The sequence below is a fragment of the Pseudomonas koreensis genome, from assembly GCF_036668835.1.
In the GTDB taxonomy this organism is placed as follows: Bacteria; Pseudomonadota; Gammaproteobacteria; order Pseudomonadales; family Pseudomonadaceae; genus Aquipseudomonas; species Aquipseudomonas koreensis_I.
This window is the reverse complement of sequence record NZ_JAZEVW010000004.1, coordinates 196,942-211,068: the sequence shown is the minus strand read 5'-3', so window position 1 is coordinate 211,068 and position 14,127 is coordinate 196,942. Positions and strand designations below refer to the sequence as shown.

Genomic DNA, 14,127 nt, shown 5'->3' with positions numbered 1-14,127 from the left:
GTCCCGTTTTAGGTCTACGGGTCACCTGTTCCGTCCGTTGGCAATATAGTGGCCTGGGTATGGATCAGAGCCGAATGCTGGCTTAACGCCCACTCCACATGCTCCCTCACCAACTCCGACGGATAATCCCGTCGCGCCTTCAACGCTTCCAGCACCGGTATCGTTGAAGGCGCATTGCCCAGCCCCACCGCCAGATTGCGCAACCAGCGCTCATACCCGGCCCGCCGCAACGGCGAGCCTTCAGTGCTGCTCAAAAACGTCTCTTCATCCCACAAAAACAACTCGGCCAGTTCGGCATTGTCGAGGTTGTGCCGTGGCTTGAAATCGCTTTCCGTGGAAGGTTTGGCGAAACGGTTCCACGGGCAGACGATCTGGCAGTCATCGCAGCCGAACACCCGATTGCCGATAAGCGGCCTCAGCTCCTCGGGGATGGCGGTCTTCAACTCGATGGTCAGATAAGAAATGCAGCGCCGCGCATCCAGCACATACGGGCCGACGAAGGCATTGGTCGGGCAGATATCCAGACACGCAGTGCAACGGCCGCAATGTTCGCTGCCGTGCGGCTCATCCACCGGCAGCGGCAGATCGACGAACAATTCGCTAAGGAAGAAATAACTGCCGGCCTTGCGATTCAGCACCAGGGTGTTCTTGCCGATCCAGCCCAGCCCGGCCTGTTCGGCGATGGCTTTTTCCAGCACCGGGGCGCTGTCGACAAAGGCGCGGAAACCGAACGGGCCGATCTGCGCCTGAATTCTGTCGGCTAATTGCTGAACACGTTTACGGATCAATTTGTGGTAATCGCGGCCCAAGGCATAACGCGAGACGTAGGCTTTTTCCGGTTGCGTGAGCATTTGCGCCATTTGTGTGTCGCCGGGCAGGTAGTCCATGCGCAGCGACACCACACGCAAAGTGCCCGGCACCAGCTCTTCGGGGTGCGAGCGTTTGCTGCCATGGGCGCCCATGTAGTCCATTTCGCCGTGATAGCCCGCTGCGAGCCAGCGCTCGAGGTGCTGCTCATGTTCGGCGAGGTTCAGGCCGCTGATGCCGACTTGCTGAAAGCCCAGCTCGCGGCCCCATTCCTTGATCGATTGGGCGAGGGCGGGCAGGTCTGTGGTGATGGCGGACATGAGGCGAGAGAAACCGGAGCTGAGGTGCGTATAATTCTGCCAGACATCGGAGCCCGAAGACGCATGCCGCAGACGAAAGATGAATTACCCGACGCACTGTACGGCGCCGCCCAGGTACGTGAACTCGACGCCCGGCTGATTGCCGTCGGCACGCCGGGCTTCGAATTGATGCAGCGCGCGGCCCGCGCGACCTGGCGCGCGCTGGTGCGGCAATGGCCGGACGCGAACGAACTGACGGTGCTGGCCGGGCATGGCAACAATGCCGGCGACGGTTACCTGATCGCCGCGCTGGCGCTTCGCGCCGGTTGGGCTGTACGCGTGCTGGCAGTGGGCGATCCGCAGCGCTTGCAAGGGGATGCGGCGCTTGCGCATGCCGAGGCACTGGCCGCAGGCGTTGCTGTGCAGCGCTGGACTGGTGAGTGCGAGCTGCGCGGCGTGCTTGTCGATGCCTTGCTGGGCACAGGCTTGAGTGGCGAAGTGCACGAGCCTTATGTGGCTGCGATCAATGCAATCAACGCCAGCGGCCTGCCGGTAACGGCGGTCGATGTCCCTTCCGGACTCTGCGCCGACACCGGGCGTACCCTGGGTGTCGCGGTACGTGCTGATCTCACGGTGACGTTTATTGCTCTCAAGGTCGGCCTGTTCACTGGCGATGCCGCCGATCACATTGGTGAGCTGGTGTTCAATGATCTGCAGGCCAGCGCCGACATTTATAGTGACATTGCTGTCCGCGCCCGACGCCTCAATCCGGCTAATCTTCCGCTGCCAGCCCCGCGCGCACCGACGGCGCACAAGGGCCGGTTTGGCCATGTGCTGCTGATCGGCGGCGATCACGGTTTTGGCGGGGCGATCCTGCTGAGTACGGAAACGGCCCTGCGCAGCGGCGCGGGCATGGTGTCGCTGGCAACGCGTCCGGAGCACGTTCCGGCGGCGCTGAGCCGGGTACCGGAAGCCATGGCCCTCGGCACCTCGTCGGCCAATCAATTGATGGGCTTGCTGGAGAAGGTCTCGACGCTGGTCGTCGGCCCGGGCCTCGGGCAAGCCAGTTGGGGCCGCGCATTGTTGTCTGCCGCGGCCAACGCACCCTTGCCGCAGGTGTGGGACGCCGATGCATTGAACCTGCTGGCCAGCGGTTTCGTTCAATTACCCAAGGACAGCGTGATCACCCCGCATCCGGGGGAGGCGGCGCGTTTGTTGGGCGTCAGTACTGCCGACGTGCAGGCGGATCGTCCGACGGCGGCGCTTGAATTGAGCAAAAAACATGCAGCGGTGGTCGTGTTGAAAGGCGCAGGCAGCCTGATCGCGCATCCCGACGGGCGCCTTTCGCTGTGTCATCAAGGCCATCCGGCGATGGCCACGGGCGGCCTCGGCGATGTGCTGGCCGGTTTGATCGGCGCACTGCTGGCGCAGGGCATGCAGGCTTTCGATGCCGCAAGTCTCGCCGTGTGGCTGCACGCCAATGCCGGGCTGCAACAAGGCAAATTCGGCCGTGGGCTGGCGGCCGGTGATCTGATTCCAGCCATTCGTCAGTTGTTGGAGGAGCAAGCACCGTGTCTGAAGTAACCCTGTACCTGGCCGATGAACAGGCGATGAGCGACTTTGGCGCACGGATCGCCCGCGTGACCCAGGGTCATGGCCTGATTTTTCTCGAAGGCAACCTGGGCATGGGCAAAACCACGCTCTCGCGTGGCATCATTCGCGGGCTGGGGCATGTCGGCGCGGTAAAAAGTCCGACCTTCACCTTGGTCGAGCCCTACGAGATCGGTGACGTTAGTGCCTTCCACTTTGACCTGTATCGCCTGGTCGATCCGGAAGAGCTGGAGTTTCTCGGCATCCGCGACTACTTCGAAGACGATGCGCTGTGCCTGATCGAATGGCCCGATAAAGGTGCAGGCTTTTTGCCAAAGCCTGACCTGACCATTACCATTAGCCCGCAAGACAGCGGGCGTTCGCTGAAAATTTTGTCCCAGGGCTCGCGTGGCGAGGCCTGGTGTGCCGCTTTGGCATTGGAATCCAATTAAATGATGGGGTTTGGTATGCGCTTTCGCGCGTTGGTGGCTGCCGCTGGACTGATGTTGATGGCAGTAACCGTCAACGCTGTGGCCGATTCAAAGGTCAACAGCGTGCGCCTGTGGCGGGCGCCGGACAACACGCGACTGGTCTTCGACCTGAGCGGCCCGGTCCAGCACAGTGTATTTACGCTGACTGCACCGGACCGACTGGTCATCGACATCAACGGCGCCACTCTTGGTGCGCCGCTGAATGTGCAGACCGCCAACACGCCGATCACCGCGATGCGTTCGGCTCAGCGTACGCCGACCGATCTGCGCGTGGTCATCGACCTGAAAAAAGCCGTTACCCCGAAAAGCTTCTCGCTGGCGCCGAACGCGCAGTACGGCAATCGTTTGGTGGTCGATCTGTTCGACAACCCGGCCGATGCCGCGCCGCCGCCCGCGCCTACGCCTTCGGTGGCAACCGTGCCGGCAGTGCCGGTGACCCCGACTGAGCCGGCGATCAAACTGCCGCCAGCCCCGGCCGGCAAGCGCGACATTATTGTCGTGATCGATGCCGGCCACGGCGGTGAAGACCCTGGTGCCTCCGGCTCACGCGGCCAGCGTGAAAAAGACGTGGTATTGCAGATCGCCCGAGAATTGCAGCGCCAGGTCAACGGCATGAAAGGCTTTCGCGCTGAACTGACCCGCACTGGCGACTACTTCATCCCGCTGCGTGGGCGTACCGAAATCGCGCGCAAGAAGGGCGCCGACCTGTTCGTCTCGATTCACGCCGACGCCGCACCATCCGCTGCCGCGTTTGGTGCATCGGTGTTCGCCCTGTCCGATCGCGGCGCCACGTCGGAAACCGCCCGTTGGCTGGCCGACAGCGAAAACCGTTCCGACCTGATCGGTGGTGCCGGCAACGTCAGTCTCGACGACAAGGACCGTATGCTGGCCGGCGTGCTGCTCGACCTGTCGATGACGGCATCGCTGACCTCAAGTCTCAACGTCGGTCAGAAGGTGCTGACCAATATCGGCCGCGTGACGCCGCTGCACAAACAGCGCGTGGAACAGGCCGGGTTCATGGTGCTGAAATCGCCGGACATCCCGTCGATTCTGGTCGAAACCGGCTTTATCTCAAATGCCAACGAAGCCAACAAACTCTCCGCGTCGAGCCACCAGCAAGCGCTGGCCCGCTCGATCAGCAGCGGCGTGCGCCAGTTTTTCCAGCAGAATCCGCCACCGGGCACCTACATCGCCTGGCTGCGTGATTCCGGCAAGATTGCTCAAGGCCCGCGTGATCACCGCGTCGGCCCGGGCGAGACGCTGGCGATGATCGGCGTGCGCTATCAAGTGTCGCCGGCCACGTTGCGCGCGGCGAACAACCTGAAGACCGATGAGCTGAAAGTCGGCCAGCACTTGACCATTCCAGGCACCGAACTGGCGTCGAAAGAATGAATCAGGTTTTGAACAACGCCCGCATCGAACTACTCAGCCCACGGCTGGCGAACCAGATTGCCGCCGGTGAGGTGGTTGAGCGCCCGGCCTCGGTGATCAAGGAATTGCTGGAAAACAGCCTGGACTCCGGCGCCAAACGTATCGATGTCGATGTCGAGCAGGGCGGCGTCAAGCTGCTGCGGGTGCGTGACGACGGCAGCGGCATCTCCGCCGATGACCTGCCGCTGGCGCTGGCTCGTCACGCCACCAGCAAGATTCGCAACCTCGAAGACCTCGAGCAGGTAATGAGCCTGGGTTTCCGTGGTGAGGCGCTGGCGTCGATCAGCTCCGTGGCGCGCCTGACCCTGACCTCGCGCACCCGTGATGCCGATCAGGCCTGGCAGGTCGAGACCGAGGGGCGCGACATGGCGCCCCGCGTACAGCCCGCCGCGCACCCGGTCGGCACCTCGGTGGAAGTCCGCGATCTTTTCTTCAACACCCCGGCGCGGCGCAAATTTCTCAAAACCGAAAAAACCGAATTCGATCACCTGCAAGAAGTGATCAAACGTTTGGCGCTGGCGCGTTTCGACGTGGCGTTTCATCTGCGTCATAACGGCAAAACCATTCTCAGCCTGCACGAGGCCCACGATGATGCGGCTCGTGCCCGGCGGGTAGCGGCGATCTGCGGCTCGGGTTTCCTTGAACAGGCGCTGCCGATCGAAATCGAACGCAATGGTCTGCACCTGTGGGGCTGGGTCGGTTTGCCGACGTTCAACCGCAGTCAGGCGGATTTGCAGTATTTCTTCGTCAACGGCCGCGCGGTACGCGACAAACTGGTCGCCCACGCGGTGCGTCAGGCTTATCGCGACGTGCTGTTCAACGGCCGCCACCCGACGTTCGCGCTGTTTTTCGAGGTTGATCCGGCGGCGGTCGACGTCAATGTGCACCCGACCAAGCACGAAGTGCGCTTTCGCGACGGGCGTATGGTCCATGACTTCCTCTATGGCACCCTGCACCGTGCGCTGGGTGATGTGCGTCCGGAAGACCAGTTGGCCGGCTCCGTGACCACGGCCATCGTGCGACCGAGCGGAGTCGAGGCGGGTGAATTTGGCCCGCAAGGCGAGATGCGTCTTGCGGCGAATGCATTGCTTGAGCAACCGCAGGCGCAACCGGCGTTCAATACCTCGTCCGGTGCCAGTGCTGGCGGCGCTTATCAATATCAGTACACGCCGCGCCCGCAATCGACCGTGCCCGCGGCCGAGGCTCAAGCCGCTTACAAAGAATTCTTTGCGCCGCTGCCCGAAGCCAATGCCAGCGCGCTACCGAGCGGCCAGGAAGATATTCCGCCGCTCGGCTATGCACTGGCGCAGCTCAAGGGCATCTACATTCTGTCCGAGAACGCCCATGGCCTGGTACTGGTGGACATGCATGCTGCCCATGAGCGGATCATGTATGAACGCCTGAAGATTGCCATGGCCAGTGAAGGCCTCAGTGGTCAGCCGTTGCTGGTGCCGGAGTCGCTGGCGGTGAGTCAGCGTGAAGCCGATTGCGCCGAGGAGCACGCCGCGTGGTTCCAGCGGCTGGGCTTCGAATTGCAGCGGCTGGGCCCGGAAACCCTGGCGATCCGGCAGATCCCGGCGTTGCTCAAGCAGGCCGAGGCCAACCGCTTGGTCGGTGACGTGCTGTCGGATCTGATGGAATACGGCACCAGCGACCGTATTCAGGCGCACCTCAACGAATTGCTCGGCACCATGGCCTGTCACGGCGCGATTCGCGCCAATCGGCGCCTGGCCCTGCCGGAAATGAACGGCCTGCTGCGAGACATGGAAAACACCGAGCGCAGCGGTCAATGCAACCATGGCCGACCGACCTGGACCCAACTGGGCCTGGACGATCTGGACAAACTGTTCCTGCGCGGTCGTTGATGAGCCTGCTTCCTCCAGCGATTTTCCTGATGGGCCCGACCGCTGCGGGCAAGACCGACCTGGCCATCGAGCTGACCAAGGTGCTGCCCTGCGAGCTGATCAGTGTCGATTCGGCGCTGGTCTATCGCGGCATGGACATCGGCACCGCCAAGCCCTCGAAAGAACTGCTGGCCGAACATCCGCACCGTTTGATCGATATTCTTGATCCGGCCGAAGCCTACTCGGCTGCGGATTTTCGCCGCGATGCCCTGCAAGCCATGGCCGATATCACCGCGCGCGGCAAAATTCCGCTGCTGGTGGGCGGCACGATGCTCTATTACAAGGCTTTGGTCGATGGTCTGGCGGACATGCCCGCCGCCGATCCCGAAGTCCGCGCGCAAATCGAAGAAGAGGCCGCACGCCTAGGCTGGCAGGCGCTGCACGATCAATTGGCGATCATCGACCCGGTGTCGGCGGCGCGAATTCATCCCAACGACCCGCAGCGCCTGAGCCGTGCCCTCGAAGTTTATCGAGTCAGTGGTCGAAGCATGACCGACCTGCGTCAGCAACAATCTGCGCAAAGTGCCGAAGCAGGCGCTTCGGGACTGCAACAATTGCCCTATACTGTCGCGAACCTGGCCATTGCCCCGGCAGAACGCCAGGTATTGCATGAGCGCATCAAACAAAGATTCACAAATATGTTGGAACAGGGATTCATCGACGAGGTCGTAGCCCTGCGTAATAGAAGTGACCTGCATGCCGGGTTGCCGTCTATACGTGCGGTAGGCTATCGCCAAGTCTGGGACTACCTGGATGGCAAGCTGACGTTGGCCGAAATGCAGGAGCGCGGCATCATCGCTACGCGCCAATTGGCCAAACGCCAGTTCACCTGGCTGCGCAGCTGGGAAGATTTACACTGGCTGGACAGTCTTGATTGCGACAATCTGCCACGCGCCTTGAAATACCTTGGGACCATCTCCATATTGAGCTGAGTCCTTGCAATTGCCGTCTATCCTTGGGGGTGTGACGGCCGAAGCCATCTGAATTACCTATTTTTTATTATTGAATCCTTAAAGGAGTGCGGCACATGTCAAAAGGGCATTCGCTACAAGACCCTTACCTGAATACTTTACGTAAAGAGAAAGTCGGGGTTTCCATCTACCTGGTCAACGGTATCAAACTGCAAGGCACGATCGAGTCGTTCGACCAGTTTGTGATCCTGCTGAAGAACACCGTCAGCCAGATGGTTTACAAACACGCTATCTCGACCGTAGTGCCGGTTCGTCCGATTCGTCTGCCTAGCGCAACCGAAAACGAACAGGGCGACGCAGAGCCAGCTCCGGGTAACGCCTGATAGGAGTCTCCTTTGTTCTTTGAGCGCCACGGTGGTGGTGAACGAGTGATCCTCGTTCACTTGGATGGACAGGACCCTGAGGCGCGCGAAGATCCGCAGGAGTTTCAGGAGTTGGCTAATTCGGCCGGCGCCGAGACCGTTGCGTTTTTTAACGTGCCGCGTCATCGGCCAACCGCCAAATACCTGATTGGCAGCGGCAAGGTCGAAGAGCTACGCGACCTGGTCAAGGCTGAAGAAGCCGATCTGGTGATTTTCAATCACGTCCTCACGCCTAGCCAGGAACGCAACCTCGAACGTGTTTTCGAGTGTCGCGTGATTGACCGCACCGGTCTGATTCTCGATATTTTCGCCCAACGCGCCCGTACCCATGAAGGCAAGCTCCAGGTCGAACTGGCCCAGCTTGACCACATGAGCACCCGGCTGGTCCGCGGCTGGACCCACCTTGAACGTCAGGGTGGCGGCATCGGCATGCGCGGTCCCGGTGAAACCCAGCTCGAAACCGACCGGCGTCTGCTGCGGGTGCGCCTGCGTCAGATCAAGGGCCGGCTGGAGAAGGTGCGCAGCCAGCGCGAGCAATCGCGTCGCGGCCGTTCGCGGGCAGAGATTCCGACCGTATCGCTGGTCGGCTATACCAACGCCGGCAAGTCCACGCTGTTCAACAACGTGACCAAATCCGAGGTCTACGCGGCTGACCAGTTGTTCGCCACGCTCGACCCGACCCTGCGTCGTCTGGATCTGGATGACCTGGGCCCGATTGTCCTGGCGGACACGGTAGGTTTCATTCGGCACTTGCCGCACAAGCTGGTTGAAGCATTTCGGTCTACCCTCGAAGAGTCGAGCAACTCTGATCTGTTATTGCACGTCATCGACGCGGCGGAACCGGATCGCATGTTGCAGATCGAGCAGGTGATGGTGGTGCTGGGCGAGATTGGTGCCCAGGACTTGCCGATCCTCGAGGTCTATAACAAACTCGATTTGCTCGAAGGTGTCGAGCCGCAAATCCAGCGCGACGAGGACGGCAAGCCCCAGCGGGTCTGGTTGTCGGCGCGTGATGGCAGCGGTCTGGAATTGCTTGAACAGGCGATTGCCGAATTGCTCGGCAGTGATCTGTTTGTCGGTACCTTGCGATTGCCGCAACGATTCGCCCGACTGCGTGCGCAGTTTTTCGAACTCGGCGCGGTGCAGAAAGAAGAGCACGACGAAGAAGGTGTCAGTCTGCTGACCGTTCGTTTGCCCCGGATCGAGTTGAATCGACTGGTAAGCCGCGAAGGATTGCAGCCGATGGAATTCATCGAGCAACACACTTTGCAATAAAAGCCTGAAAAAGCGGTTGTGCCGCAACGGCAGGCATTCTGTAGCATTGGTCGGCGCGCCGTGGGTGCGTCTTTGCTTTATCAGATGGAGAGCGCTATGGCTTGGAATGAGCCGGGTGGCAACTCGAACAATCAGGATCCCTGGGGTGGCAAGCGCCGCAATAACGGCGACCGCAAGGGGCCGCCGGATCTCGACGAGGCCTTCCGAAAGCTGCAGGAAAGCCTGAACGGGTTGTTCGGTGGTGGCAAGAAACGTGGTGATGACGGCGGTGGTTCGGGCAAGAGCAGTGGCGGCTTCGGCGGCCTGCTCGGCATCGGCCTGGTCGTGCTGGCGGCCGTCTGGCTGTACAGCGCCGTCTACGTGGTGGACGAGCAGGAGCAGGCCGTCGTGCTGCGCTTCGGCAAGTACTACGAGACTGTCGGCCCGGGCCTGAACATCTATTTCCCGCCGATCGACAAGAAGTACATGGAAAACGTGACGCGTGAGCGTGCGTACTCCAAGCAGGGTCAGATGCTTACTGAAGACGAAAACATCGTCGAAGTGCCGCTGACCGTGCAGTACAAGATCAGCAACCTGCAGGACTTCGTGCTGAACGTCGATCAGCCGGAAATCAGTCTGCAGCACGCGACTGAAAGTGCCCTGCGCCACGTGGTCGGTTCGACCGCCATGGACCAGGTGCTGACCGAAGGTCGTGAATTGATGGCCAGCGAAATCAAGGAGCGTCTGCAACGTTTCCTCGATACCTATCGCACCGGTATCACCGTTACCCAGGTCAACGTGCAGAGCGCAGCGGCACCGCGCGAAGTGCAGGAAGCCTTCGACGACGTGATCCGCGCCCGTGAAGACGAGCAGCGTTCGCGCAACCAGGCCGAAACCTACGCCAACGGCGTGGTGCCGGAAGCCCGTGGTCAGGCGCAGCGCATCATCGAAGATGCCAACGGTTACCGCGACGAAACGATCTCCCGCGCCAAGGGTGAGGCCGATCGCTTTACCAAACTGGTCGCCGAGTATCGCAAGGCACCTGAAGTCACCCGCGAGCGTCTGTATCTGGACACCATGCAGGAAGTCTTCAGCAACACCAGCAAGGTACTCGTGACGGGCAACAAGAACGGCCAGAGCAATCTGCTCTACCTGCCGTTGGACAAGATGATCCAGAACAGCTCGGGTAATGCACCGGTAACCGGTTCGGCCGCCAGCAACAACACCGACGTCACGCCGCATGTCACTGACGTGCCGCAGACGCGTACAAGGGAGACCCGCTGATGAGCAATAAATCGCTGATCGCCCTGATCGTTGGCGTCGTCGTGGTACTGGTGGGCTGGAATTGCTTCTACATCGTCGCTCAGACCGAGCGCGCGGTGCTGCTGCAATTCGGTCGCGTTGTTCAGGCCGATGTTCAGCCGGGTCTGCATGTGAAGGTGCCTTACGTTAACCAGGTGCGTAAATTCGACGCACGCCTGTTGACGCTGGACGCACCGACGCAGCGCTTCCTGACCCTGGAAAAGAAAGCCGTGATGGTCGACGCCTACGCCAAGTGGCGCGTCAAGGATGCCGAGCGCTTCTACACCGCGACTTCCGGTCTCAAGCAGATTGCCGACGAGCGTTTGTCGCGTCGTCTGGAATCGGGCCTGCGTGACCAGTTCGGCAAGCGCACCCTGCACGAAGTGGTGTCGGGTGAGCGTGACGCACTGATGGCTGACATCACTGCATCGCTGAACAAGATGGCGGAAAAGGAGTTGGGTATCGAAGTCGTCGATGTCCGGGTCAAGGCCATCGATCTGCCGAAAGAAGTGAACCGCAGCGTGTTCGAACGTATGAGCACCGAGCGTGAGCGTGAAGCTCGCGAGCACCGCGCCAAGGGTAACGAGCTGGCCGAAGGCATCCGTGCCGACGCCGATCGTCAACGCCGCGTGCTGCTGGCTGAAGCCTATCGTGAATCCGAAGAGGTTCGCGGTGATGGTGACGCCCAGGCCGCTGCGATCTATTCCAAGGCCTACGGCCAGGATCAGGAGTTCTACGGGTTCTACCGTAGCCTGCGTGCCTACCGTGAAAGCTTCGCGAACAAATCCGACGTCATGGTCCTCGACCCAAGCAGCGACTTCTTCCGTTATCTGGAAAAAGCCAAGCCTTGATGCGACGTTGACCTGAATCGCTCCGCCCGGCGGCTAAATCCTCGGGCGGGGTGATCCTTTGGGAAAACGTGTGTATGATGCGGCAGCCGGGAAATTCCCGGCTTTTTTGCGTCTGCACGTTTGATTGCTGTTTTTGTTGCAGGCATCGGGTTGAATGGCCCGAACGTTTTTCGAGGAAAGTGGTGGGCGAAGCCGGTAACAGGCCTTTCGCCGCGTCGTTCATGCGCGTGCGTTTTGAACGGATCGACCATTTTCTGCTTCACTCAAGGCTCGCCCGCAGGCTGGCCGCCCGGATCAAAGGGGAATGGCGTAATGGCAACGGTAGACCGCTGGCTGCTGCCAGATGGCATCGAAGAAGTACTGCCACCGGAAGCGGCGCGCATCGAAGTCGCGCGTCGTCAGGTGTTGGATCTGTTCCAGAGCTGGGGTTACGAGTTTGTCGTAACTCCTCATATCGAGTACCTGGAATCCCTGCTGACCGGTGCAGGCCAGGACCTGGATCTGCGCACCTTCAAGGTCATCGACCCGCAGTCGGGTCGGCAGATGGGATTCCGCGCCGACATCACGCCGCAAGTCGCGCGCATCGATGCCCACACCCTGCGCCGCGAAGGCCCGAGCCGCCTGTGCTACGCCGGCAGCGTACTGCACGCCCAGCCGCGGGCCTTGTCGTCTTCGCGCAGCCCGATCCAGTTGGGCGCCGAGTTGTACGGCGAGGCCAGCCCGAGCAGCGACGTTGAAGTGATCAGCCTGATGCTGGCCATGCTGCAACTGGCCGACGTTCCGGATGTGCACATGGACCTTGGCCATGTCGGCATCTATCGGGGTCTGGCGCGTGCTGCCGGTTTGTCCGGTGAAGTCGAGCAGCTGTTGTTCGATGCGCTGCAACGCAAGGCCATCGACGAGGTCATTACCCTGACCGAAGGTTTGCCGGCAGATCTGTCTGACATGCTGCGCGCATTGGTAGACCTGTGCGGTGGTCGTGAAGTGTTGAGCGCCGCGCGCGAGCGTCTGGTCAATGCGCCAGCGCCGGTGCTGGCGGCCCTGGAAGACTTGCTGGCAATTGCCGAGCGTCTGTCAGTGCGCTTCCCTGATCTGCCGTTGTACTTCGACCTGGGCGAATTGCGTGGCTACCACTATCACACCGGTGTGGTGTTCGCCGTGTTCGTGCCTGGCGTGGGTCAGTCCATCGCTCAGGGCGGACGCTACGATGACATCGGGGCCGATTTTGGGCGTGCCCGCCCGGCGACCGGTTTTTCCACCGATTTGAAAACCCTGGTGACCCTGGGGCGTGCTGAGATCGAGCTACCGTCTGGCGGTATCTGGATGCCTGACAGTACGGATGCGGCACTCTGGCAGCAGGTTTGCCAGTTGCGCAGTGAGGGTCAGCGTGTCGTTCAGGCCTTGCCTGGACAACCTTTGGCCGCCGCCCGTGATGCGGACTGCGACCGGCAATTGATTCAGCAGAACGGGCTTTGGCAAGTATCGCCACTGGCTTCTTGAGTTTTCCTGCCGGCCATCGCCGGCACCAAGTTTGCGCGAATGAGGACAAGTGTTATGGGTAAGAATGTCGTAGTCCTGGGCACCCAGTGGGGTGATGAGGGCAAAGGCAAGATCGTTGATCTGCTGACCGAACATGCTGCCGCCGTAGTGCGCTACCAGGGTGGCCACAACGCGGGCCACACGCTGGTGATCGACGGCGAGAAAACCGTCTTGCACCTGATCCCGTCGGGCGTGCTGCGCGAAGGCGTGCAGTGCCTGATCGGCAACGGCGTGGTCGTCGCACCTGACGCCCTGCTGCGCGAGATCACCAAGCTGGAAGAGAAAGGCGTACCGGTGCGCGAGCGCCTGCGTATCAGCCCGTCCTGCCCGCTGATCCTGTCCTTCCACGTTGCGCTGGACCAGGCCCGTGAAAAGGCCCGTGGCGAGCTGAAGATCGGCACCACCGGTCGCGGCATCGGCCCGGCCTACGAAGACAAGGTTGCCCGTCGTGGCCTGCGTGTCGGCGATCTGCTGAACATGCCGCGCTTCGAAGACAAGCTGCGTGAACTGGTGGATTACCACAACTTCATGCTGGTCGGTTACTACAAAGAGCCGGCCATCGAGTTCGAAAAGACCCTGGCCGAGTGCAAGGAATACGCCGAACTGCTCAAGCCGCTGATGCTCGACGTCACTGCCGAGCTGCATGACTTGCGTCGTGCCGGCAAGGACATCATGTTCGAAGGCGCCCAGGGTTCGTTGCTCGACATCGACCACGGTACCTATCCGTACGTGACCAGCTCCAACACCACCGCGGGTGGCGTGGCGACAGGTTCGGGCGTTGGCCCGATGTTCCTCGATTACATCCTCGGCATCACCAAGGCGTACACCACGCGCGTCGGTTCCGGTCCGTTCCCGACTGAGCTGTTCGACGACGTCGGTGCCCACCTGGCCAAGCAAGGTCACGAGTTCGGCGCCACTACCGGCCGCGCCCGTCGTTGCGGCTGGTTCGACGCTGTCATCCTGCGTCGCGCTATTGATGTGAACAGCATCTCGGGCATCTGCCTGACCAAGCTGGACGTACTCGACGGTCTGCAAACCATCAACATCTGCGTCGGCTACAAAGACGCGCAGGGCAACGCTGTTGCTCCTACCGATGCTGACAGCTACGTTGGCCTGCAGCCGGTGTACGAAGAAGTGCCGGGCTGGAGCGAATCGACCGTGGGTGCCAAGACCCTGGAAGAGCTGCCGGCCAATGCTCGCGCCTACATCAAACGCGTTGAAGAGTTGATCGGCGCACCGATCGACATTATTTCGACGGGCCCGGACCGCAACGAAACCATCGTTCTGCGTCATCCGTTTGCTTGATAAGTCGTTGATGTAAAAAAC

The 14,127-nt window shown here is 61.2% G+C and carries 12 protein-coding genes; 11 read left to right on the top strand and 1 reads right to left on the bottom strand.

All coding sequences use genetic code 11. The features are described from left to right. Positions 1-14 precede the first annotated feature (14 nt). Positions 15-1,127 carry a tRNA epoxyqueuosine(34) reductase QueG gene (gene queG / locus V6F91_RS13720; protein WP_332765241.1) on the bottom strand — a complete coding sequence of 371 codons (1,113 nt, stop codon included), beginning with the start codon at positions 1,125-1,127 and terminating at the stop codon, positions 15-17. A gap of 63 nt (positions 1,128-1,190) precedes the next feature. Between queG and V6F91_RS13715 the strand changes: the two genes are divergently transcribed. The 11 genes from V6F91_RS13715 (at position 1,191) to V6F91_RS13665 (ending at position 14,106) form a co-directional block, all read left to right on the top strand. Further along, a complete protein-coding gene (locus V6F91_RS13715) occupies positions 1,191-2,690 on the top strand; it encodes an NAD(P)H-hydrate dehydratase (RefSeq protein ID WP_332765239.1) in 1,500 nt (499 codons plus the stop codon). Then, complete coding sequence (gene tsaE, locus V6F91_RS13710; protein WP_332765237.1) at positions 2,678-3,148, top strand: tRNA (adenosine(37)-N6)-threonylcarbamoyltransferase complex ATPase subunit type 1 TsaE; 471 nt, start codon at positions 2,678-2,680, stop codon at positions 3,146-3,148. The genes V6F91_RS13715 and tsaE overlap by 13 nt, the downstream gene beginning before the upstream one ends. A 51-nt stretch (positions 3,149-3,199) precedes the next feature. Then, complete coding sequence (locus V6F91_RS13705) at positions 3,200-4,579, top strand: N-acetylmuramoyl-L-alanine amidase (protein WP_394505899.1); 1,380 nt, start codon at positions 3,200-3,202, stop codon at positions 4,577-4,579. Beyond that, entirely contained in the window at positions 4,576-6,483 is a 1,908-nt protein-coding gene (mutL, locus tag V6F91_RS13700) for a DNA mismatch repair endonuclease MutL (RefSeq protein ID WP_332765234.1), read from the top strand. Before V6F91_RS13705 ends, mutL begins: the two co-directional genes overlap by 4 nt. Continuing rightward, the gene (gene miaA / locus V6F91_RS13695) at positions 6,483-7,454 is read left to right on the top strand and encodes a tRNA (adenosine(37)-N6)-dimethylallyltransferase MiaA (protein ID WP_332765232.1); all 972 of its coding nucleotides are present in this window, start codon (positions 6,483-6,485) and stop codon (positions 7,452-7,454) included. The genes mutL and miaA overlap by 1 nt, the downstream gene beginning before the upstream one ends. Before the next feature lie 95 nt (positions 7,455-7,549). Beyond that, positions 7,550-7,816: an RNA chaperone Hfq gene (gene hfq / locus V6F91_RS13690; RefSeq protein ID WP_090280768.1), complete on the top strand. Its 267-nt coding sequence runs from the start codon at positions 7,550-7,552 to the stop codon at positions 7,814-7,816. A 12-nt stretch (positions 7,817-7,828) separates the two neighbouring features. Beyond that, positions 7,829-9,130: a ribosome rescue GTPase HflX gene (gene hflX / locus V6F91_RS13685; protein WP_090280771.1), complete on the top strand. Its 1,302-nt coding sequence runs from the start codon at positions 7,829-7,831 to the stop codon at positions 9,128-9,130. A 96-nt stretch (positions 9,131-9,226) separates the two neighbouring features. Next, positions 9,227-10,393: an FtsH protease activity modulator HflK gene (hflK, locus tag V6F91_RS13680; protein WP_039756854.1), complete on the top strand. Its 1,167-nt coding sequence runs from the start codon at positions 9,227-9,229 to the stop codon at positions 10,391-10,393. Further along, a complete protein-coding gene (hflC, locus tag V6F91_RS13675) occupies positions 10,393-11,262 on the top strand; it encodes a protease modulator HflC (RefSeq protein ID WP_039756857.1) in 870 nt (289 codons plus the stop codon). Before hflK ends, hflC begins: the two co-directional genes overlap by 1 nt. A gap of 312 nt (positions 11,263-11,574) precedes the next feature. Then, positions 11,575-12,762, top strand: coding sequence for an ATP phosphoribosyltransferase regulatory subunit (locus V6F91_RS13670; RefSeq protein ID WP_332765226.1), 1,188 nt, complete (start codon positions 11,575-11,577; stop codon positions 12,760-12,762). 54 nt (positions 12,763-12,816) lie between these two features. After that, complete coding sequence (locus V6F91_RS13665) at positions 12,817-14,106, top strand: adenylosuccinate synthase (protein WP_101157743.1); 1,290 nt, start codon at positions 12,817-12,819, stop codon at positions 14,104-14,106. The last annotated feature ends 21 nt before the right edge of the window (positions 14,107-14,127 follow it).